Origin of the sequence: Pseudoxanthomonas sp. Root630 (assembly GCF_001427585.1) — a bacterium.
In the GTDB taxonomy this organism is placed as follows: Bacteria; Pseudomonadota; Gammaproteobacteria; order Xanthomonadales; family Xanthomonadaceae; genus Pseudoxanthomonas_A.
Genome location: NZ_LMGY01000012.1, coordinates 898043 through 916726, shown reverse-complemented (window position 1 = coordinate 916726; position 18684 = coordinate 898043). Strand labels below are relative to the sequence as shown.

The 18684-nt window shown below is 67.4% G+C and carries 23 protein-coding genes, 4 tRNA genes and 1 pseudogene; 11 read left to right on the top strand and 17 right to left on the bottom strand.

Annotated features, from left to right (window positions below; genetic code table 11):
• From tuf to ASD72_RS10240, 12 genes are all read right to left on the bottom strand, one after another.
• A complete protein-coding gene (gene tuf, locus ASD72_RS10295; protein WP_056879796.1) occupies nucleotides 1-1191 on the bottom strand; it encodes an elongation factor Tu in 1191 nt (396 codons plus the stop codon).
• 135 nt (nucleotides 1192-1326) lie between these two features.
• A tRNA-Thr gene (locus tag ASD72_RS10290) sits at nucleotides 1327-1402 on the bottom strand.
• Between the two features lie 54 nt (nucleotides 1403-1456).
• Nucleotides 1457-1530 (bottom strand) — tRNA-Gly (locus ASD72_RS10285).
• A gap of 38 nt (nucleotides 1531-1568) precedes the next feature.
• A tRNA-Tyr gene (locus ASD72_RS10280) sits at nucleotides 1569-1654 on the bottom strand.
• A 108-nt stretch (nucleotides 1655-1762) separates the two neighbouring features.
• Nucleotides 1763-2854: a redox-regulated ATPase YchF gene (gene ychF / locus ASD72_RS10275; RefSeq protein ID WP_056879795.1), complete on the bottom strand. Its 1092-nt coding sequence runs from the start codon at nucleotides 2852-2854 to the stop codon at nucleotides 1763-1765.
• 75 nt (nucleotides 2855-2929) lie between these two features.
• The gene (gene pth, locus ASD72_RS10270) at nucleotides 2930-3511 is read right to left on the bottom strand and encodes an aminoacyl-tRNA hydrolase (protein ID WP_056879794.1); all 582 of its coding nucleotides are present in this window, start codon (nucleotides 3509-3511) and stop codon (nucleotides 2930-2932) included.
• Between the two features lie 51 nt (nucleotides 3512-3562).
• Nucleotides 3563-4216: a 50S ribosomal protein L25/general stress protein Ctc gene (locus ASD72_RS10265; RefSeq protein WP_056879866.1), complete on the bottom strand. Its 654-nt coding sequence runs from the start codon at nucleotides 4214-4216 to the stop codon at nucleotides 3563-3565.
• 112 nt (nucleotides 4217-4328) lie between these two features.
• Nucleotides 4329-5288: a ribose-phosphate diphosphokinase gene (locus tag ASD72_RS10260; protein WP_055940747.1), complete on the bottom strand. Its 960-nt coding sequence runs from the start codon at nucleotides 5286-5288 to the stop codon at nucleotides 4329-4331.
• Between the two features lie 36 nt (nucleotides 5289-5324).
• A tRNA-Gln gene (locus ASD72_RS10255) sits at nucleotides 5325-5400 on the bottom strand.
• Complete coding sequence (gene ispE / locus ASD72_RS10250) at nucleotides 5399-6289, bottom strand: 4-(cytidine 5'-diphospho)-2-C-methyl-D-erythritol kinase (RefSeq protein ID WP_056879793.1); 891 nt, start codon at nucleotides 6287-6289, stop codon at nucleotides 5399-5401. Before ispE ends, ASD72_RS10255 begins: the two co-directional genes overlap by 2 nt.
• Nucleotides 6286-6936 carry a lipoprotein insertase outer membrane protein LolB gene (lolB, locus tag ASD72_RS10245; RefSeq protein ID WP_056879792.1) on the bottom strand — a complete coding sequence of 217 codons (651 nt, stop codon included), beginning with the start codon at nucleotides 6934-6936 and terminating at the stop codon, nucleotides 6286-6288. Before lolB ends, ispE begins: the two co-directional genes overlap by 4 nt.
• Nucleotides 6933-8621 carry a tetratricopeptide repeat protein gene (locus ASD72_RS10240; RefSeq protein WP_056879865.1) on the bottom strand — a complete coding sequence of 563 codons (1689 nt, stop codon included), beginning with the start codon at nucleotides 8619-8621 and terminating at the stop codon, nucleotides 6933-6935. Before ASD72_RS10240 ends, lolB begins: the two co-directional genes overlap by 4 nt.
• 66 nt (nucleotides 8622-8687) lie before the next feature.
• Here ASD72_RS10240 and hemA point away from each other — a divergent pair, with 66 nt between their 5' ends.
• From hemA to ASD72_RS10205, 7 genes are read left to right on the top strand one after another with little or no spacing between them, the layout of a single operon-like run.
• A complete protein-coding gene (gene hemA / locus ASD72_RS10235) occupies nucleotides 8688-9968 on the top strand; it encodes a glutamyl-tRNA reductase (protein ID WP_056879791.1) in 1281 nt (426 codons plus the stop codon).
• Nucleotides 9946-11031: a peptide chain release factor 1 gene (gene prfA, locus ASD72_RS10230; RefSeq protein ID WP_056879790.1), complete on the top strand. Its 1086-nt coding sequence runs from the start codon at nucleotides 9946-9948 to the stop codon at nucleotides 11029-11031. Before hemA ends, prfA begins: the two co-directional genes overlap by 23 nt.
• Nucleotides 11028-11477, top strand: coding sequence for a GNAT family N-acetyltransferase (locus ASD72_RS10225; RefSeq protein WP_056879789.1), 450 nt, complete (start codon nucleotides 11028-11030; stop codon nucleotides 11475-11477). Before prfA ends, ASD72_RS10225 begins: the two co-directional genes overlap by 4 nt.
• 26 nt (nucleotides 11478-11503) lie before the next feature.
• On the top strand, nucleotides 11504-12022 hold the full coding sequence (gene moaB, locus ASD72_RS10220; protein ID WP_056879788.1) for a molybdenum cofactor biosynthesis protein B: 519 nt from the start codon (nucleotides 11504-11506) through the stop codon (nucleotides 12020-12022).
• Between the two features lie 15 nt (nucleotides 12023-12037).
• A complete protein-coding gene (locus tag ASD72_RS10215) occupies nucleotides 12038-12376 on the top strand; it encodes a helix-turn-helix domain-containing protein (protein WP_056879787.1) in 339 nt (112 codons plus the stop codon).
• 28 nt (nucleotides 12377-12404) lie between these two features.
• A complete protein-coding gene (gene ppk2, locus ASD72_RS10210) occupies nucleotides 12405-13184 on the top strand; it encodes a polyphosphate kinase 2 (protein ID WP_056879786.1) in 780 nt (259 codons plus the stop codon).
• 2 nt (nucleotides 13185-13186) lie between these two features.
• Nucleotides 13187-13603: a hypothetical protein gene (locus tag ASD72_RS10205; protein ID WP_056879785.1), complete on the top strand. Its 417-nt coding sequence runs from the start codon at nucleotides 13187-13189 to the stop codon at nucleotides 13601-13603.
• An 8-nt stretch (nucleotides 13604-13611) separates the two neighbouring features.
• On the opposite strand, the gene ASD72_RS10200 is transcribed toward ASD72_RS10205, so the two are convergent.
• The 3 genes from ASD72_RS10200 to ASD72_RS10190 are packed head-to-tail and all read right to left on the bottom strand — an operon-like array spanning nucleotide 13612 to nucleotide 15724.
• Nucleotides 13612-13878 carry an acylphosphatase gene (locus ASD72_RS10200; RefSeq protein WP_056879784.1) on the bottom strand — a complete coding sequence of 89 codons (267 nt, stop codon included), beginning with the start codon at nucleotides 13876-13878 and terminating at the stop codon, nucleotides 13612-13614.
• Nucleotides 13878-14450 (bottom strand): TlpA disulfide reductase family protein, encoded by a 573-nt coding sequence (locus ASD72_RS10195; protein ID WP_056879783.1) that lies wholly within the window; start codon nucleotides 14448-14450, stop codon nucleotides 13878-13880. The genes ASD72_RS10200 and ASD72_RS10195 overlap by 1 nt, the downstream gene beginning before the upstream one ends.
• Nucleotides 14447-15724 (bottom strand): YihY family inner membrane protein, encoded by a 1278-nt coding sequence (locus ASD72_RS10190; RefSeq protein ID WP_056879782.1) that lies wholly within the window; start codon nucleotides 15722-15724, stop codon nucleotides 14447-14449. The genes ASD72_RS10195 and ASD72_RS10190 overlap by 4 nt, the downstream gene beginning before the upstream one ends.
• Before the next feature lie 76 nt (nucleotides 15725-15800).
• Here ASD72_RS10190 and wrbA point away from each other — a divergent pair, with 76 nt between their 5' ends.
• The 3 genes from wrbA (at nucleotide 15801) to ASD72_RS10175 (ending at nucleotide 17301) form a co-directional block, all read left to right on the top strand.
• Nucleotides 15801-16397 carry an NAD(P)H:quinone oxidoreductase gene (wrbA, locus tag ASD72_RS10185; RefSeq protein ID WP_056879781.1) on the top strand — a complete coding sequence of 199 codons (597 nt, stop codon included), beginning with the start codon at nucleotides 15801-15803 and terminating at the stop codon, nucleotides 16395-16397.
• Complete coding sequence (locus tag ASD72_RS10180; protein WP_056879780.1) at nucleotides 16397-16729, top strand: DUF2069 domain-containing protein; 333 nt, start codon at nucleotides 16397-16399, stop codon at nucleotides 16727-16729. Before wrbA ends, ASD72_RS10180 begins: the two co-directional genes overlap by 1 nt.
• Before the next feature lie 86 nt (nucleotides 16730-16815).
• Nucleotides 16816-17301 carry an asparaginase domain-containing protein gene (locus ASD72_RS10175; protein ID WP_056879779.1) on the top strand — a complete coding sequence of 162 codons (486 nt, stop codon included), beginning with the start codon at nucleotides 16816-16818 and terminating at the stop codon, nucleotides 17299-17301.
• An 89-nt stretch (nucleotides 17302-17390) separates the two neighbouring features.
• Here ASD72_RS10175 and ASD72_RS10170 read toward each other — a convergent pair whose 3' ends face one another.
• A complete protein-coding gene (locus ASD72_RS10170; RefSeq protein WP_056879778.1) occupies nucleotides 17391-17756 on the bottom strand; it encodes a GNAT family N-acetyltransferase in 366 nt (121 codons plus the stop codon).
• 121 nt (nucleotides 17757-17877) lie between these two features.
• Between ASD72_RS10170 and ASD72_RS20610 the strand changes: the two are divergent.
• A pseudogene (locus ASD72_RS20610) lies at nucleotides 17878-17991 on the top strand (asparaginase); the annotation flags it as partial.
• Between the two features lie 399 nt (nucleotides 17992-18390).
• On the opposite strand, the gene ASD72_RS10165 reads toward ASD72_RS20610, so the two are convergent.
• Nucleotides 18391-18672, bottom strand: coding sequence for a hypothetical protein (locus ASD72_RS10165; protein WP_056879777.1), 282 nt, complete (start codon nucleotides 18670-18672; stop codon nucleotides 18391-18393).
• Nucleotides 18673-18684 lie beyond the last annotated feature (12 nt).

Sequence of the window (18684 nt, the reverse complement as noted above, 5' to 3'; positions counted from 1 at the left end):
TTACTTGATGATCTTGGCCACGACGCCGGCGCCGACGGTACGGCCACCTTCGCGGATCGCGAAACGCAGGCCTTCGTCCATCGCCACCGGGTTGATCAGGGTGACCACCATCTTGATGTTGTCGCCCGGCATCACCATCTCCACGCCTTCCGGCAGGGTCACGGCGCCCGTGATGTCCGTGGTGCGGAAGTAGAACTGCGGACGGTAACCCTTGAAGAACGGGGTGTGACGGCCGCCTTCRTCCTTGCTCAGCACGTAGACTTCGGCTTCGAACTCGGTGTGCGGGGTGATCGAACCCGGCTTGGCCAGCACCTGGCCACGCTCCACGTCGTCACGCTTGGTGCCGCGCAGCAGCAGACCGGCATTGTCGCCCGCCTGGCCCTGGTCCAGCAGCTTGCGGAACATCTCAACGCCCGTGACCGTGGTCTTCTGGGTCGGACGGATACCGACGATTTCGATTTCCTCGCCCACCTTGATCACGCCGCGCTCGATACGGCCGGTCACCACGGTGCCGCGGCCCGAGATCGAGAACACGTCTTCCACCGGCATCAGGAACGGCTTRTCGACGTCACGCTCCGGGGTCGGGATCCAGGTGTCCAGCGCGTCCACCAGCTTCAGGATCGCCGGCACGCCGATCTCGCTCTGGTCGCCTTCCAGCGCCAGGCGGGCCGAGCCCGAGATGATCGGGGTGTCGTCGCCCGGGAACTCGTACTTGCTCAGCAGCTCACGGACTTCCATCTCCACCAGCTCCAGCAGCTCGGCGTCGTCCACCATGTCGGCCTTGTTCAGGAACACGACGATGTACGGCACGCCGACCTGGCGCGACAGCAGGATGTGCTCGCGGGTCTGCGGCATCGGGCCGTCAGCGGCCGAGCACACCAGAATCGCGCCGTCCATCTGCGCCGCACCGGTGATCATGTTCTTCACGTAGTCGGCGTGGCCCGGGCAATCCACGTGCGCGTAGTGGCGCGCTGCAGATTCATATTCCACGTGCGCCGTCGAAATCGTGATGCCGCGCGCCTTCTCTTCCGGCGCCGCGTCGATCGCGTCATAGGCCTTGAACTCGCCACCGAAACGCTCCGCGCCGATCTTCGTCAGCGCCGCCGTCAGCGTCGTCTTGCCGTGGTCAACGTGACCAATCGTGCCCACGTTCACGTGCGGCTTGGTGCGTTCGAATTTACCCTTTGCCATNCGTCAGCGCCGCCGTCAGCGTCGTCTTGCCGTGGTCAACGTGACCAATCGTGCCCACGTTCACGTGCGGCTTGGTGCGTTCGAATTTACCCTTTGCCATGGCTGCTAGTTCTCGAGTGAATCGTCAATGGGAAGTGGTGCTCACGAAAGGAATCGAACCTTCGACCTCCTCCTTACCAAGGAGGTGCTCTACCGACTGAGCTACGTGAGCGTGAAACCGTTTGGTGTTGCCTGGACTTGCTGCAGACTCTGTACTGGCGTTCAGTGGAGCGGGAGACGGGAATCGAACCCGCACTAGTAGCTTGGAAGGCTACAGTTCTACCATTGAACTACTCCCGCACCGGGAGACCACTACAACTCAAAACAACAACGAAAACTGGTGGAGGGAGGTGGATTCGAACCACCGAAGGCGTAAGCCAGCAGATTTACAGTCTGCCCCCGTTGGCCGCTTGGGTATCCCTCCGGGATCACCGGACTGACCGGCCAGGCGGCCAAATCAAACCAGGGTGAAACAGCCCGAGATTTTGGCGTGTACGGACCCGTCTGTCAACGCGCCCGGCGCACTTTTTTCTCAGACGTTGAATCGGAAATGGAGAACGTCGCCTTCCTGCACGCGGTACTCCTTGCCTTCCAGCCTCAGGCGACCGGCATCGCGCGCGCCCGACTCGCCCCGGTACTTGAGGAAGTCGTCGAACGCGATGGTCTCGGCGCGAATGAAGCCCTTTTCGAAATCCGTATGGATGACGGCCGCCGCCTGCGGGGCCGTGGAGCCGGCCTTCACCGTCCAGGCGCGCACTTCCTTCACGCCGGCCGTGAAGTAGGTCTGCAGGCCCAGCAGGGTGTAAGCGGCCCGGATCACCCGGTTCAAGCCGGGCTCGTCGAGCCCGAGGTCGGTCAGGAAGGCGTCGCGGTCGGCGTCGTCGAGCTGGGACAGCTCCTCCTCGATGGCGGCCGACACCGGCACCACCTGGGCGCCCTCGGTCACGGCACGGGCACGCACGGCCTCGAGGTGCGGATTGTTCTCGAACCCGTCCTCCAGCACGTTGGCCACGTACATCACCGGCTTCAGCGTCAGCAGGAACAAGTCGCGCACCAGCGCCTTCTCTTCGTCGTCCAGGCCCAGCGCGCGGCCAGGCTTGCCGTCGTTGAGGCCGGCCTGCAGCTTCTGCAGCACGGGCTTGCGGGCGATCGCGTCCTTCTCGCCGGCCTTGGCTGAGCGCTCGGCGCGGTTCAGCGCCTTTTCGACGCTTTCAAGGTCGGCCAGCGCCAGCTCGGTATCGATGGTCTCGATGTCCGAGATCGGGTCGATCCGGTTGTTGACGTGGATGACGTCGTCGTTCTCGAAGCAGCGCACCACATGGGTGATCGCGTCCACTTCGCGGATGTGGGCCAGGAACTTGTTGCCCAGGCCCTCGCCACTGGCCGCGCCCGCCACCAGGCCGGCGATGTCGACGAACTCCACCGCGGTCGGGATGACCTTCTGCGGCTTGACGATCTCGGCGAGCTGGTTGAGGCGCAGGTCCGGCACCGGCACCACGCCCACGTTCGGCTCGATGGTGCAGAACGGGAAGTTGGCCGCGGCGATGCCCGCCTTGGTCAGCGCGTTGAACAGGGTCGACTTGCCGACGTTCGGCAGGCCCACGATGCCGCATTTGATGCCCATGTCGTGAATCCGTCTTGATGATTCGGGATTCGGGACTCGCGGCCGCTGCCGGAATCCCGAATCCCCAATCGGCCCTCAGGCCTTGGAGGTGTGTAACCGCTTCATCGCTTCGTTGAAATCGCCCTGCACTGCCAGCGGCAATGCCTCCATCGCCTCGTCGATGGCGCGCGCGATCAGGATTTCGTCGTCCTTGCCGGGCTTGCCCAGCACCCAGCCCGTCACCCGATCCTTGTGCCCGGGATGCCCGATCCCGATCCGCAGGCGATGGAACTTGCCATGACCGAGGTGCTGCATGGTGTCGCGCAACCCGTTCTGGCCACCGTGGCCGCCATCGAACTTCAGGCGTGCGGCACCTGGCGCCAGATCGAGCTCATCGTGCGCGAGCAACGCTTCTTCCGGCGCGATCTTCCAGAAGCGCAGGGCCGCTGCGACCGACTTGCCACTGAGGTTCATGTAGGTCGCCGGCTTCAACAGCCACACCGGCTGCCCCGCAACCACGACTTTCGCCGTTTCGCCGAACAACTTGCTGTCCAGCCCGAACCGCTCACCCTGCCGTTCCGCCAGGGCGTCGACAAAATGGAACCCGGCGTTGTGCCGGGTTCGGGCATGTTCGGCACCGGGGTTGCCCAGTCCGACGATGAGGCGCAAGCCTGCCATGGGGACGCATCACGCACCTTCGCCCGCCGGAGCGGGCGAAGGCTCACGCGATTACTTGTCGTCCTTCTTGGCGACCTTCGAAGCCGGCACGTCGGCCGACTCGGCCGGGGCGGCTTCGACCTCTTCCTTGCCGTGCTTGGCGATCACGACGGCGACGTCGTGTTCCTTGCCCAGCTTCAGCTCGGGGATCGAGACGCCGGCCGGCAGCTTCACTTCCGACAGGTGGATCACCGCACCGATGGCCAGGTCGGCCAGGTCGATCTCGATGAATTCCGGGAGGTCCTTCGGCAGGCACTCGACGACGACTTCGTTCAGCTCGTGGGTGACCACGACCTCGGCGGACTTGCCGGCCGGCGACTTGTCTTCGTTGAGGAAGTGCAGCGGCACCGCGGTGCGCAGGGTCTCGTTCTCGTTCACGCGCTGGAAGTCCAGGTGCATGATCTGCTGCTTGAACGGATGGCGCTGCATGTCACGCAGCAGGACCTTCTGGATGTCGCCGTTGAGGCTCAGGTCCAGGATCGACGCGTAGAACCAGTCGTGCTGGGAGGCCAGCCAGACTTCGTTGTGGTTCAGCTGGATGCTGACCGGCTTCAGTTCGCCACCGTAGACGATGGCAGGCACGGTGCCCGCGTGACGGAGGCGGCGGCTCGCACCCTTACCCTCGTCTGCGCGGCGCTCGACCTTGATTTCATGTGTCTTAGCCATTTGCTTCACTACCTAGGTTGTTGGACCGCCCTTCGGCGATCTGATGAAGGCTCATCCGCGACCAGATGAACCCGAAAAGCCACGCCCCGATGAACCGGTGCGCGGCGGAGACTCAATCCACGTACAGCGAACTGACCGACTCGCCGAAGGCGATGCGGCGGATCGTTTCCGCCAGCAGTTCCGCCACCGACAGCTGGCGGATCTTGCTGCAGCCCTGCGCCTGCGGCGAGAGCGGGATGGTGTCGGTGACGACGAGCTCGTCGAGCACCGAGTTGTTCAGATTGTCCACCGCCGGGCCGGAAAGCACGGGATGGGTGCAGTACGCCGCCACCTTGTTGGCGCCGTGCTGCTTCAACGCCGCGGCCGCGGCGCAGAGGGTGCCGGCGGTATCGACGATGTCGTCCACCAGCACGCAGTCCTTGCCTTCCACGTCGCCGATGATGTTCATCACCGTGGCCACGTTGGCGCGCGGACGGCGCTTGTCGATGATCGCCAGGTCGGCGTCATCCAGGCGCTTGGCGACCGCGCGGGCGCGGACCACGCCACCGACGTCGGGCGACACGACCAGCAGGTTTTCCGTGCCGTAGGCGCGCCAGATGTCGGCCAGCAGCAGCGGGGACGCATACACGTTGTCGACCGGGATATCGAAGAACCCCTGGATCTGGTCCGCGTGCAGGTCGACCGTCAGCACACGATCCGCGCTCACCGCGCCGAACATCTTCGCCGCCACCTTCGCCGTGATCGGCACGCGCGAGGACCGCATGCGGCGATCCTGGCGGGCGTAGCCGAAATACGGCACCACCGCGGTGACGCTGCTGGCCGATGCGCGCTTCAGCGCGTCGATCAGGACCAGCAGTTCCACCAGGTTCTCGGCACTCGGCGCGCAGGTGGGCTGCACGACGAACACTTCCTGCCGGCGGACGTTCTCCTGGATCTCCACCTGCACTTCGCCGTCGGAGAACCGGGACACCAGCGCCTTGCCCGGACGCACGCCCAACTCGCGGCAGATGCTGTTCGCCAACGGCTTGTTGGCGTTGCCGGAGAACACAAGCAGGTTACGTTCGTCTTGCATGGGTCGTCTCGGCGGATGCGGCTGGACTGATTGAGTTGGCAGGGGCGGAAGGATTCGAACCTACGAATGCCGGGATCAAAACCCGGTGCCTTAACCACTTGGCGACGCCCCTAGGCGTTTTTCTCCGTCCCGCGGACCTGCGCCAGCGCATCCAGCAGCGGCGAGCGCGCGGCGCCCTGCACCACCCAGGCATGAAGCCCGGCAGGCAGGGATGCCAGCGCAACCTCGGCGGCGGCCCGGTTGGCGAACTCCACGAAGCAGCCGCCGCCGGAGCCGGTCAAACGCGGGCGGCCGACGTGCGAAAGTGCCGAAAACACCGCCTCGATGGCAGGTTCACGGCGACGCACGACCGGCTCGAACGCATTGCCGAGCAATGATCCCGAAACGAAGTCCGATATTTTCGCGGGTGCAGCATCACGCGTCAAATCCGGGGACTGAAAAAGGCCCGCCGTGGGGACATGAACGCCCGGATCGACCACCAGATACCAGGCCGGCGGCAGGTCCAGGGAGGCCAGGATCTCGCCCACCCCCTCCGCCCAGGCGTTCTCGCCGCGGACGAAGACCGGAACATCGGCCCCCAGGCGCAGCCCCAGGGCGGCAAGCCGCTCGACACCCAGATTCGTGCCCCAGAGCCGATCCAGCGCGACCAGCGCGGTGGCCGCATCCGACGAGCCGCCGCCAAAGCCACCGCCTGCCGGAATCCGCTTTTCGACGCCGATGTCTGCACCTTGGGCGACATTGACCTCTACTTGAAGCAATTTTGCCGCCCGGACCAGCAGGTCGTCGGCCTCGGCCACGCCCGCCACCGAGTCGCCCACGCGGCGCACCTGGCCGTCGTCGCGCCGCCTCAGGTACACAGTGTCGCCCCACGTCAGGATCCGGAACACGGTCTGCAGCAGGTGGTAGCCGTCGGCCCGCCGCCCGGTGATCTGGAGGAACAGGTTCAGCTTCGCGGGGGCCGGCCAGGCCGACCAGCCCTCGTCCGCGGGGAAGCCGGTCACGGCGATTCCAGTTGCCACTGATCGATGGCGAGCTTCACCGTGGCGCCCTCGCGCCGCGCTTCGATCCGGCGAGGCATGGCCGGCTGGCCGGCGTCGGCGGGATGCCACTCCATATAGTCCACCCGCCAGCCGCGCTGGCGCAGCGTGCGCAGGCGGCCATCGGTGCCGTAGTCGGCAGCCTCGGTCGCGACCGCCGGATCCTCCAGCCCGCGCGCCCACTGCGTCATCGAGGCCACGGGGATATCCCAGCCCGTCGCCTCGCGGAGCAGGCCCTCGGCATCGGTTCCCTCACGGGTGCCGCCCTCCAATCCTTCGAGCCGCCCACCGCCCGCGCGCAGATCGCCACTCAGGCGCCAGCTCTGCCGCGTGACCGGCGCGCTCAGCGCGACCTCGTAGGCCGACGCCGCCTGCTGCCAGTCGATCCGACCGCTGCCGCCCTTGCCATTGGCGTTCACGGCCACACGGCCGGCGAACGACCAGGCGGACCGCTTCTCCAGCCACGCCTGCCGCTCGGCCTGCGCGCTACGCGCCGCCGCCAACGCGGCCGGATCGCTCAGGACCGGCGTATCGGAACCAGGCCCGCGCGTGGCGCAGCCCGCCATCGACAGGGCGAGCAGCCCCGCCACCAGGATTCGCGAACCCGTCATGCGCCCGTCTTCTCCAGCGCCCGCAACAGCGAGCGGTTCTCGGGGTCGATCTTGCGCGCCTCTTCGAAGAACCGGCGCGCCTCCTCTTTCTGCCCCATCACCCACAGCACTTCGGCGATATGGGAGGCGATCTCGGCATCCTTCTGCATCGTGAAGGCGCGCCGCAACTCCACCAGCGCCTCGGCATTACGACCCAGGCGGTAGAGCACCCATCCGTAACTGTCGATGATCGCGGCATCGTCGGGGGCTGCGGTGCGCGCGCGATCGATCAGCTCCAGCGCTTCCTGGTAGCGCGTGGTGCGGTCCGCTAGCGTGTAGCCCAGCGCGTTGAGCGCGGCCACATTGTCCGGTTCGATCACCAGGATGCGGCGGAAGTCGGCTTCGGCATGCTCGATGCTGTCGCGGCGCTCCCACGCCAGGCCGCGCGAATAGAGCAGCGCGAGATCGTCGGGATACGCTGCCAGTCCGCGCGCGAATACGTCGAGCTCGCCCTCGGCCTGTCCGTCCTTCTGCCGCAGTTCGGCTTCCATCAGATAGGCATCGCGGCGCGCGCCGTCCTCGACGCTGGCATCGGCCTGCAGCTTGCGCGCCTCGGCGAATGCCTCGTCCTTGCGATCGAGATCGAAGAGCGCCGAGATCGCGCGCAGCCGCGCTTCGGATCGCTGTTCGCCGGCCGGCACGCTGCGGTACCAGCCCAGCGCTTCGTCGTGCCGCTTCAGGAATTCGGCCATCTGCCCCAGCAGCAACCGGCGGTCCGGACTGAACTCGGTGGGCTGGTCCGCGCCGTCCGCGGCCTTCTTCACTTCTTCGTACAAGGCGGTGAGCGCATCCGTGTCATCGGCCTTCGCCAGCAACCGCGCGCGCAGGCCGTAGGTCAGTGTGTCCTGCGGGCCCTGCCCCAGTGCACGCGACGCCGCCGCCGAGTCGCCCAGGCGGTCGTACTCCTCGGCCAGCTTCAGGCGCAGCCCGCTGTCGCCCGCCGCCTTGGGCAACAAGCCGTCCAGCACCTTGCGCGCCTCGTCCTTGCGATCGGCCTGGATGAACTGGCTGGCCTGCAACAACGCGACCTGGGGCTCGCCGGAGAAGCGCTTCACCACGTCGGCGACCATGCGCTCGGCCAGCGCCGGCTGGTCCAGCTGCTGGGCCAGGCCGGTGAAGGCCAGCCAGGCCTGGAGCGTGCCGGGAATCGCGCCATCGTCGACCAGCTCGCGCAGCAGGCGCGCCGCCAGTTGGGGATCCTTGGCACCGCTGGCCAGCGCCGTCAGCGCATGGCGCCAGCCCAGTTCCTCGGGCTCCTTCATCAAGGCAGTCAGTTCGCGCCGCGCGACCCGGGCCTGGCCCTGGCGAAGCGCGAGCGTGGCTTCGGCCCCGCGAAGGGCCAGCGTACGCGGCGAGCGTGCGCGCCACAGCTTGAGGGCCTCGGCGGCGCGCGCATCGTCCTTGGCCAGCAACGCGATGCGGGTCGCGCGCTCGGCCAGGCCGGCGTCGTCGTCCTGCCGGGCGGCTTCCAGGTACCAGCGGGAGGCATCCGGTAGCTGGCCGGCCTGCAGGGCGAACTCACCGGCCATGACCGTGGTCAGCGCGTCGTCCTTCTCGGCGCGCGCGGTGGACGGTGCCGCCATCGCCAGCGGGGCCAGCGCCCCCAGGACCAGCACGGCCAGCGTGGTGCGAATCATTTCGGGCATGAAGGTCATGTCGGCCGTAAAATGGCGGCCCTGATGAGCCAGCAGCTTACTGCAAGCACCTGAACGATGACGTTGTGGGTCCTCGGATTGAACCACCAGACCGCGCCGGTCGACCTGCGCGAACGGGTGGCGTTCGACGCCGGCACGGTGGCGCACGCGCTGTCGTCGCTGCGCGCGTTGCCGAACGTGGCCGAGGCCGCCCTGCTCTCCACCTGCAACCGGACCGAGCTCTACGCCGTGGCCGAGGACGGCGATGTGCTGGCCAGCTGGCTGGCCACGCATGCCGACGGCCTCGACGGCTACCTGTACCGCCACCGTGATGCCGACGCCGTGCGCCATCTGTTCCGGGTGGCGACGGGGCTGGACTCGATGGTGCTGGGCGAACCCCAGATCCTGGGCCAGGTGAAGGACGCCTGGTCCACCGCGCGCGAACACGGCGCCCTGGGCAATCGCCTGGACCGCCTGTTCCAGCAGACCTTCGCCGTGGCCAAGCGCGCGCGCACGGATACCCGCGTGGGTGCGAACCCCGTCTCGGTCGCATCCGCCGCCGTGCGCCTGGCGCAGAACGCCTTCGCCCGGCTCAGCGAATCCACCGTGCTGCTGGTCGGCGCCGGCGAAACCATCGAGCTGGCCGCCAAGCACCTCAGCGAAGGGCGCGTGCGTCGCCTGCTGGTCGCCAACCGCACACTGGCGCATGCGCAGGAACTGGCCACGCGCCACGGCGGCTACGCACTGCCGCTGACCGAACTGGACCGCCACCTGGCCGAGGCCGACGTGGTGTTCTCCGCCACCGCCGCGCGCGAACCGGTGGTACTGCAGGCGCAGGTCTCCGCCGCACTGGCCAAGCGCAAGCACAAGCCGATGCTGCTGTTCGACCTGGCCGTGCCGCGCGACATCGAAGCCTCCGTGGCGGACCTGCGCGACGCCTACCTCTACACCGTGGACGACCTGGAGCGCGCGGTCGAAGACAACCGCCGCGGCCGGCGCGAAGCCGCCGATGCCGCCGAGGCGATCATCGACGTGCAGGTCGGCCGCTTCATGGAAACCCTGCAGGCCGGCACCCGCACCGAGCCGCTCAAGCGTTTGCGCGCCCTGGGCGAATCCACCCGCGAGGACGTGCTGGCCAAGGCGCGCCAGCAACTGGCCAACGGCCGTGAGCCGGAGCAGGTGCTCGAGTTCCTCGCCCACACGCTGACCAACCGCCTGCTGCATCCACCGACCGCCGCGTTGCGCGAAGCGGCCCTGAGCGGCGACGGCGACCTGGCGCGCGCCGCCGACCGGCTGTTCCCGGCGCAGGCCCCGTATTCGCACCTGAAGAAAGACGATGACGCCGACGCTGCGCCGTAAGCTTGAAGCGTTGGCCGAACGCCGCGAAGAACTCGAACGCCTCCTCGCCGACCCCGGCGTGATCGGCGACGTGGAGCGCTTCCGCAACTTCTCGCGCGAGTTCGCCCAGTTGGAACCGGTCGCCACCGCCTTGGCCGAGGAACAGCGCGCACGCGCCGACCTCGTCGCCGCGCAGGCGATGCGCAGCGATCCGGAACTGGCCGACCTTGCCGAAGAGGAGATCGCCGGTGCGCAAGCGCGCCTGGCGCAGCTGGATGGCGAACTGATGCTGTTGCTGGTGCCGCGCGACAGCCGCGACGAAGGCAACCTGTTCCTTGAAGTGCGTGCCGGCACCGGCGGCGACGAAGCGGCGATCTTCGCCGGCGACCTGTTCCGCATGTACGCCCGCTATGCCGAACGCCAGGGCTGGAAGGTCGAAGTCGAATCCGACAATCCCGGCGAGCATGGCGGCTACAAGGAAGTCGTCGCCCGCGTGGTCGGCCGCGGCGCCTACTCCAAGCTCAAGTTCGAATCCGGCACCCACCGCGTGCAGCGCGTGCCCGAAACCGAATCGCAGGGCCGCATCCACACCTCCGCCGCGACGGTGGCGATCATTCCGGACGTCGAGGAAGTCGACGACATCACGATCAATCCCGCGGACCTGAAGGTCGACACCTTCCGCTCTTCCGGCGCCGGCGGCCAGCACGTCAACAAGACCGAGTCGGCGATCCGCATCACCCACGTCCCCACGGGCGTGGTGGTGGAATGCCAGACCGAGCGCAGCCAGCACGCCAACCGCGACAAGGCGATGAAGCGGCTGAAGGCGCAGCTGCTGGATGCGGAACGCAGCAAGCAGCAGGCCGCGCAGGCCGAATCGCGCCGGCTGCAGGTCGGCAGCGGCGACCGCAGCCAGCGCATCCGCACCTACAACTTCCCGCAGGGGCGGATCACCGACCACCGCGTCGAAGGCCTCACGCTCTACGATCTGCCCAACATCATCCAGGGCGACCTGGACGACCTGATCGACCGCCTCGGCCGCGAGCACCTGGCCGACGAACTGGCCCGCCTGTCGGAGGCACCATGACCCTCGATATCCGCCGCGCGACCCCGGCCGACCTGGACCTCGTCGCGCCGTTGTTCGACACCTACCGCGTGTTCTACGGCAAGCCGTCGGACCCCACGCTCGCGCGCGATTTCATCCGGGCACGCATGACGCACGAGCAGTCGGTGATCCTGCTCGCGCTCGCCGACGGCAAGGCGGCCGGCTTCACCCAGTTGTACCCCGCGTTTTCTTCCGTCAGCGCCACCCATGTCTGGATCCTCAACGACCTGCTGGTGTTGCCCGAGGCCCGCCGCGGTGGCGTGGCGCGCGCCCTGCTGACGGCGGCCGCCGACTTCGCGCGCGCGGATGGCGCCTTGCGGCTGGAGCTGGAAACCGACCACGACAACCACACGGCGCAGGCCCTGTACCACGCGATGGGCTGGACGCTGTACGACGGCACACTGCGTTATCGCCTGCCGCTCCGCTGACGCGCGATTGCGCTACCCTGCGCGGCATGAGCCATGCCGATGAACTGATCCCGTTGCAGTTGTGCGTGCTGACCGTGTCGGACAGCCGCAGCCTGGCCGATGACCGCTCCGGCGATTACCTGGTCGATGCGCTCGCGAAGGAAGGCCATCGCCTGCATGCCCGTGCGCTGCTGCCCGACGACCGTTACCGCCTGCGCGCGCAGGTATCGCACTGGATCGCCGATCCCGCCGTCGACGGCATCCTCGTCACCGGCGGCACCGGTTTCACCGGTCGCGACTCCACGCCCGAAGCGCTGCTGCCGCTGCTGGACAAGGAGATGCCGGGCTTCGGCGAACTGTTCCGGCAGATCAGCTTCGAAGAAATCGGCACGTCGTCGCTGCAGTCGCGCGCCTTCGCCGGACTGGCGAACCAGACTTTCCTGTTCTGCCTGCCGGGGTCGACCTCCGCGTGCCGCACCGCGTGGGAAGGGATCATCCGCACGCAGCTGGACGCGCGCACCAAGCCCTGCAACCTCGCCACGCTGCGTCCCCGCCTGAAGGAATGAGCCAGGAGATCCGCGATGTCGCTTGATACCACCCTGCGCCTGCTCGCCAAGGCGAGCGGCCTCACCGCCGCGGACCTCGCTGCCGCCATCCCGCGCGCCGGCGTGGCGACGGTGAAATCCTGGATGGCCGGCGACAAGCTGCCCGGCCGCGACCAGCTCAACGCCCTCGCCCGCGCGCTCGGCGTGCCGGCCGGCGCGCTGCTGTCGGAACTCGCCTCCACGTTCGACCCCGCACGCACGCGGGGCGAGCACGACCTGCTCGCTGCCTATCGCGCGCTCAACACGCGCCAGCAGGGCGCCCTGCTGGAAGTCGCGCGCGGCATGGCCGGACACGCTGCGCGCCGCAAGCGCTGACCTTCCCCCCGCCGCACAGGACGATGCGATGAAGCCATTGAAGCGCAAGGACTACGAAGCCCGCCTCAAGCCCCTGCAACTGGAACTGGCGGCGATGGCCCGTTGGGCCTCGCACTGCGGGGCGCGCGTCGTGGTGGTCATGGAAGGCCGCGACACCGCCGGCAAGGGCGGCGCCATCGGCGCGATCACCGAGCACCTCAACCCGCGCCAGTGCCGCGTCGTGGCGTTGCCCAAGCCGAGCGAACGCGAAGCGACGCAGTGGTATTTCCAGCGCTACATCGCCCACCTGCCGGCGGCGGGCGAGATCGTGCTGTTCGATCGCAGCTGGTACAACCGCGCCGGCGTCGAGAAAGTCATGGGCTATTGCACGGACGAGCAGTACGCGCGCTTCCTGCAACAGGCGCCGGTGTTCGAGCGCGGCATCACCGACGACGGCATCCTGCTGTTCAAGTACTGGCTCTGCGTGGACCAGGCGCAGCAGGAAGAACGCTTCGCCGAACGCGCCGAAGAACCGCTGAAGAGCTGGAAGCTGTCGCCCATCGACCTGAAGGCGCGCGAGAAATACGCCGACTACACCGCCGCGCGCGAAGCCATGCTCAAGGCCACGCACACCGCAAATGCCCCGTGGACGCTGGTGGACTTCAACGACCAGCGTGTCGGCCGCCTGACCCTGATCCGCGATCTGCTCGACCGCCTGCCCGATACCCGCGTACCGGTGGAGCCGCTGGGCCTGCCGCCGCTGCGGGGCAAGCTGCACAAGGAACGCTACGGCGTCATCAAGCCGATCAAACCGCAGCGCGGCGGCTAACCGTGCGCCTGCCCTTCATGGCCGCGCTGTGGCTCGCGGCATCGCGCGCGATGGCCCAGGACGCCGCGGGCGTTGACGATACGCCCAGGGACGACGCGTCGGCGACCACGCTGGACACCCTGGTGGTCCGGCCGGATCCGGAGGAAGTGGTGGATCTCTATCGCTTCCGCAATCCCATCGAGGTCGAACCCGGCGCACTCGATGAGCGCTGGAGCGAGCCTCCCAGCCTGGAACAACTTGGCAAGAATGGCGGCATCGTGCCGGTGCTGGTCGGCATGGCGGCGCAGCAGGTGCAGAAGGGCGCGCGCAAGATTCCGGGATGGAAAGAGCCCGTGCAGGCCGCCGTCGCACGGCCGCCGCCGTTGAGCGAGGAACAGGCGGCACGCGCGTTGAGGCTGCAGGAAGCGGGCGAGCCCTGAGCCCGCGTTCAACCGGTGACGAAGCCTTCGTTCACCCCATCGCGCCAGGGTGTCCGCACCACCGTATCGACGCGTGCCGCAGGCGGCCCTACGTGCAACCAGGCGTCGAGCGCATCGAGCGCCTCGGCCGATCCTTCCGCCACCACTTCAACGCGCCCATCGGGCAGATTGGTCGCGCGTCCGTTCACGCCCAGGTCGAGCGCGCGTTCGCGGGTGGAGGCGCGGAAGAACACGCCCTGCACCTTGCCGCTGACCAGGAAGCATGCGGCAGGCATCACGCCCCGGCCTTCGGTCCGCCCGCCGCGGTGATCGCCGCTTCGATGTCCTTGCCCGTCACCGGACCGAGGAACTGCTTGGCCACCTTGCCGTCCGGCGCGATCAGGTAGGTCAGCGGCAGGCCACGCGGCGTGGCGAAATCCGCCGGCGGGTTGTACACGTCGAGGATCGCGATCGGATAGACGACGGGCCGCTCCTCCAGGAACGCCTTCAGTTCGTCCGCTTCGATTTCCTCGTAGGCCAGGCCGATCACTTCGATGTGCGCGTTGTCCTTGTCCAGCGCGGACAAGTCCGGCATTTCCTTCAGGCACGGCGCGCACCACGTGGCCCAGAAGTTCACCACCACCCACTTGCCGCGGTGCGCGGCCAGCGCGTAGTCCGCGCCGTCCAGGGTCTTCACCTGCAGCGTCGGGATCTCGGCCGTGCGATCCGCCGCGCGGGTCGTGGCGGGATCGACCGCCTGCACGTGCGCTTCGATCGCCGGCGTCGCCGCCTCGGTCGGCTCGGAGCCGGCATTGCAGGCCGCCAGCGACAACACCATCGCCAGCGGAAGGGAAAGGAACGACTTCATGCAGACTCCTGAGGGGGTTCGACGTACAGATCGCTGACGCGCTTCTTCAACAGCTCGCGCAGCGGCACGCGCAGATCGTCCAGCGCGGTGCGCGCGGCGCGGCCGAGCGCATCGTCATGGAAAGGCAGGTGCGCCTCGGCCACCGGCACGCGCAGCTGGCAGGCTTCGTAGAGGTCGCACAGGGTCAGGTCTTCCAGATCGCGGGCCAGCAACCATTCGCCTTCCTCATCGCGACGCAGCAGGTTGATCTCCGCCAACTGGCCGAGCATCTGCTGGATCAGCGAATCGGTCAGCATCGGCTCCATCGCGAGGATCTGGTCGCTGTGCAGGCCCCTGCCCTTCTCGCGCGCCTGCGAGAAGCGGCCCAGCATGCGCAGCAGGCCGTACAACTCGTAGCCCAGCGGCAGGCGCAGCGCGATCGGCTGGTAGCGGAACGCCGCCATGCCGGAGGCAAGCGACGCACCCAGCAGCACGGCCACCCAGCACAGGAAGATCCACAGCAGCAGGATCGGCGCCGCGGCGACCGCACCGTAGATCTTTTCGTACGCGTTGAAACTGCCCAGGTAGAGGCCCAGGCCCCACTTCGCCAGCTCCAGCAGCAGGGTGGCCAGCAGGGCGCCCGCCACCGCATAGCGCCACTTGATGGTCCGGTGCGGCACCACGCGGTAGATCACCACGATGGCCGCCAGCTCGATCAGCACCGGCGCCACGGTCAGCGATAGCGTCTGCAGCCACTTGCCGCCGCTGGTCGCGAACACGGGCAGCGCGTAGAAGCGCGCCGACAGGGCGAGCGACGCGGCCGCCATCAGCGCACCCAGCGTCAGCACGGTCCAGTAGACGAGGAAGCGCGACAGCTTCGGCCGCGCACTGCGCACGCGCCAGATGCGGTTGAACGTGGCCTCGATACTGTTGAGCGTGATCAGCAACGACGCCACCAGCGCGATCACGCCGACGGCTGTCAGCTTGCCCCGATTGGCGAGGAAACCATCGAGCTTCGCCTTCAGGCTGACCGCCGCGCCCGGCAGGAAGTTGGTGAAAATATAGTCGCGCAGCTGGTCGCTCCATTCCTGGAACACCGGGAATGCCGACAACACGCCGAACACCACCATCGCCAGCGGCACCAGGGCGAACAGGGTGGTGTAGGCCAGCGAACCCGCGGCCTGGAACAGGCGGTCGTCGAGGAAGCGCTTGGCCAGGAAACGGAAGAACGTGCCCATGCGCGCACGGTCGCGCACGCGTTCGGTCCAGCGGTTCAACGAGTCCAATGGCTCCATGGGCGGAAGGGTAACCGATAGGCCAAGGGCACGACATCGCCGATACTAGGCGCTCCCCGAACGACGAAGACGGCCCATGCCCGAGATCCTGGTGCTCTACTACAGCCGCGGCGGTTCCGTGGCGAAGCTGGCCCGGCAGATCGCGCGCGGCGTGGGCGAGGTCGACGGCATGATGGCCCGCCTCCGCAGCGTGCCGCCGGTGGCCGCGGTGACGCAGCAAGCGGCCCCGCCGGTGCCCGAGGACGGCGCGCCCTACGTGGACCGGCAGGACCTGGCCGAGTGCGCCGGCCTGGTGCTGGGCAGCCCCACCCGTTTCGGCAACATGGCCGCCCCGGTCAAGCATTTCATCGATGGACTCGGCGCCGAATGGGCCAGCGGTACGCTGGTCGGCAAGCCGGCGGCGGTGTTCACCTCCACCGCCACCCAGCACGGCGGGCAGGAATCCACGCTGCTGTCGATGCAGGTGCCGCTGCTCCACCACGGCTGCGTGATCGTCGGCATTCCCTTCACCGAACCGCAACTCAGCACCACCCGCACGGGCGGCACGCCCTACGGCGCCAGCCACGTGGCCGGCGGCGAAGACGATCCGCATCCCAGCGAGGAGGAGGCCGCACTCGCGCGCGCGCTCGGTCGCCGCGTGGCCGATATCGCCCGTCGGCTGGAGGTGCGCTGATGGAACGCTCGCGCCTGGTCCTGGCCGGCCTGTTGCAGTTGCTGGCCGTCCTCTACGCGGTGTGGTTCTTCGGCGACCGCCAGTACACGCTGGCGCTGCTGGTGTTCTCGCTGCCGCCGCTGTTGCTGATGATCGGCGTGATGACGCGCCGGCGCACGGCCGCCTTCTGGGCGGGCGTCGCTGCGCTGTTCTGGTTCTCGCATGCGGTGATGGTCGCGTGGGCCGACCCGGTGAAGGCGAAATTCGCGTGGGGCGGCATCGTGCTGTCGATCGGCATCGTGATCGCCACCAGTTGGCCGGCCTTCGCCAAACGGTTCGGCAAGAAGGCGTGATGCGCGCCAGCCTCCGGATGCGGCGATAATCGCATCCACGACCGCATTCAAAGCCGGGCGCCAGGCGCGCCGGCAGGAGTACCCAGATGGAAGAGCTGCTGATCGTCACCACCGGTGGCACGATCGACAAGATCTACTTCGACGACAAGTCGGATTACCAGATCGGCGACCCGCAGATCGGCATGATCCTGCGCGAGCTGGGGGTGACGTTCCGTTTCACGGTCATCCCGATCCTGCGCAAGGATTCGCTGCACATCACCGACGAGGACCGCGAACTGATCCGCGCGACCATCGCCGCACAACCGACCAAGCACGTGCTGGTCACCCACGGCACCGACAGCATGGTGCAGACCGGCCACGTGCTGGCCTCCATCCCGGACAAGACCATCGTGATGACCGGCGCGCTCAGCCCGGCCCGCTTCCGCGGCTCGGACGCGGAGTTCAACATCGGCTGCGCGATCGGTGCGGTGCAGTCACTGCCGACCGGCGTCTACATCGCCATGAACGGCCGCATCTGGGACCCGGCGAAGGTCAGGAAGAACGTGGCGGCGAATCGCTTCGAGGCGGTTTGAGGCGACCTGCTTCAGCCCGGCAACGAAAAGGCCCGCGGATGCGGGCCTTTTGCTCTGCGGAAGAAGGCATGTTCCCCCACCCTTATGACCTACGGCGGTGAAATGGCGAATGCGCAGAGGCTTGCCGACAGCGGGATGGCCTTTGCACCCAGGGCCTCATAGAGCGAGATGGCCCTGTGGTTGCTGGAACGCACATTGTTGATCACCAGCTCGCGACACCCCTCGTCACGCGCCTTCTGCCGTAGCTGTTCAATCACCGTACTTCCATAGCCGCGGGAGCGCTGTCTTGAATCGATCTCGATCTTCTCCAGCACAAAGCGCTCTCCGGACTCGAACCAGCCATGGGCGCGACCTACCCGGCGGCCATCGAGCCATGGCTCGATGACATAGTGCCGCCGCTGCTGGCTCTCCTCGAAGCGCCAGTCTGTTTTCCATTGGAGGGGGGTTGCTTTCAATGAGGGTCCACGTGGGTGCGATGGCCGCACACCCGAGTCAAGCCAGGCCATGTCGCGGCCTGGGCGAAGGGAGACAGGCCGGAAGCGGGAGGCAGGATACCTTCTCTGAGCTGAATCTCCGCTCGGCGCAGGGCAGTCGCTGCCATCCGGCGTCTACATCGCTATGAACGGCCGCATCTGGGACCCGGCGAAAGCCAGGACGAACGTGGCGGCGAATCGCTTCGAAGCGGTTTGACGCGAACTGCTCCACCTCGGTAACGACAAGACCCGCGGATGCGGGCCTTTTGCTGTCGGGAGACCGGATGCGATCACCGCTTGGCACAGCGCGATGCTGGGTTTGCGCTTCGCTCCAACCCAGCCTACGGCCCTACGTGTCATCGGAGATCGTGCGATTACGGTCATACCGGGACTCAGGATGCGCATCCTTCGTCGCATCGGATGGCGCCGCCAGCGGAACAGTTTGGCAATGGAATGTCAGCGGGCGTGTCTACCGCCCTGGCCCGGGTAGCGCACGAGGCCACCAGGACTGAAGAAACGAGAAGCAGCGCCTTGGCCAGTTTGCGTGGATACACGATGAACCGCCTGATGCGTAGATAAGGTCGACCCACGAAGCGGTCTCGGCTTCAACGAAATGCTAGGCGTCTATGGCACGCCAGATGAAGTACATGGCCGTTAACGCGACCGCCAGGGTGACGAGACCGATGCTGCATGCCGCGTCCGCCGAGATCTGTTTGGGATGCTGCCGCCGGGAATGGCTCTTCGACTTCTTGCGGCTCTTGAAGTCCCAAGGCTCAACACAGTAGCGACCGAGAGTGAAGGTGGGGACAACCAGCCAACCAATGACATAGCCAAGGCCATAGAGAACGACCTCGAAGACGCCACGGAAAAGAATCTCTGTCAGCAGGCTCGCGGGCATATGCAGTGGCGC

Excerpts from the sequence above, each read along its gene's own strand:
- ychF (WP_056879795.1), bottom strand. The coding sequence starts at position 2,854 with ATGGGCATCAAATGCGGCATCGTGGGCCTGCCGAACGTCGGCAAGTCG.
- pth (WP_056879794.1), bottom strand. The coding sequence starts at position 3,511 with ATGGCAGGCTTGCGCCTCATCGTCGGACTGGGCAACCCCGGTGCCGAA.
- ASD72_RS10265 (WP_056879866.1), bottom strand. The coding sequence starts at position 4,216 with ATGGCTAAGACACATGAAATCAAGGTCGAGCGCCGCGCAGACGAGGGT.
- ASD72_RS10260 (WP_055940747.1), bottom strand. The coding sequence starts at position 5,288 with ATGCAAGACGAACGTAACCTGCTTGTGTTCTCCGGCAACGCCAACAAG.
- lolB (WP_056879792.1), bottom strand. The coding sequence starts at position 6,936 with ATGACGGGTTCGCGAATCCTGGTGGCGGGGCTGCTCGCCCTGTCGATG.
- ASD72_RS10240 (WP_056879865.1), bottom strand. The coding sequence starts at position 8,621 with ATGCCCGAAATGATTCGCACCACGCTGGCCGTGCTGGTCCTGGGGGCG.
- hemA (WP_056879791.1), top strand. The coding sequence starts at position 8,688 with ATGACGTTGTGGGTCCTCGGATTGAACCACCAGACCGCGCCGGTCGAC.
- prfA (WP_056879790.1), top strand. The coding sequence starts at position 9,946 with ATGACGCCGACGCTGCGCCGTAAGCTTGAAGCGTTGGCCGAACGCCGC.
- ASD72_RS10225 (WP_056879789.1), top strand. The coding sequence starts at position 11,028 with ATGACCCTCGATATCCGCCGCGCGACCCCGGCCGACCTGGACCTCGTC.
- moaB (WP_056879788.1), top strand. The coding sequence starts at position 11,504 with ATGAGCCATGCCGATGAACTGATCCCGTTGCAGTTGTGCGTGCTGACC.
- ASD72_RS10215 (WP_056879787.1), top strand. The coding sequence starts at position 12,038 with ATGTCGCTTGATACCACCCTGCGCCTGCTCGCCAAGGCGAGCGGCCTC.
- ppk2 (WP_056879786.1), top strand. The coding sequence starts at position 12,405 with ATGAAGCCATTGAAGCGCAAGGACTACGAAGCCCGCCTCAAGCCCCTG.
- ASD72_RS10200 (WP_056879784.1), bottom strand. The coding sequence starts at position 13,878 with ATGCCTGCCGCATGCTTCCTGGTCAGCGGCAAGGTGCAGGGCGTGTTC.
- ASD72_RS10195 (WP_056879783.1), bottom strand. The coding sequence starts at position 14,450 with ATGAAGTCGTTCCTTTCCCTTCCGCTGGCGATGGTGTTGTCGCTGGCG.
- ASD72_RS10190 (WP_056879782.1), bottom strand. The coding sequence starts at position 15,724 with ATGGAGCCATTGGACTCGTTGAACCGCTGGACCGAACGCGTGCGCGAC.
- wrbA (WP_056879781.1), top strand. The coding sequence starts at position 15,801 with ATGCCCGAGATCCTGGTGCTCTACTACAGCCGCGGCGGTTCCGTGGCG.
- ASD72_RS10180 (WP_056879780.1), top strand. The coding sequence starts at position 16,397 with ATGGAACGCTCGCGCCTGGTCCTGGCCGGCCTGTTGCAGTTGCTGGCC.
- ASD72_RS10175 (WP_056879779.1), top strand. The coding sequence starts at position 16,816 with ATGGAAGAGCTGCTGATCGTCACCACCGGTGGCACGATCGACAAGATC.
- ASD72_RS10165 (WP_056879777.1), bottom strand. The coding sequence starts at position 18,672 with ATGCCCGCGAGCCTGCTGACAGAGATTCTTTTCCGTGGCGTCTTCGAG.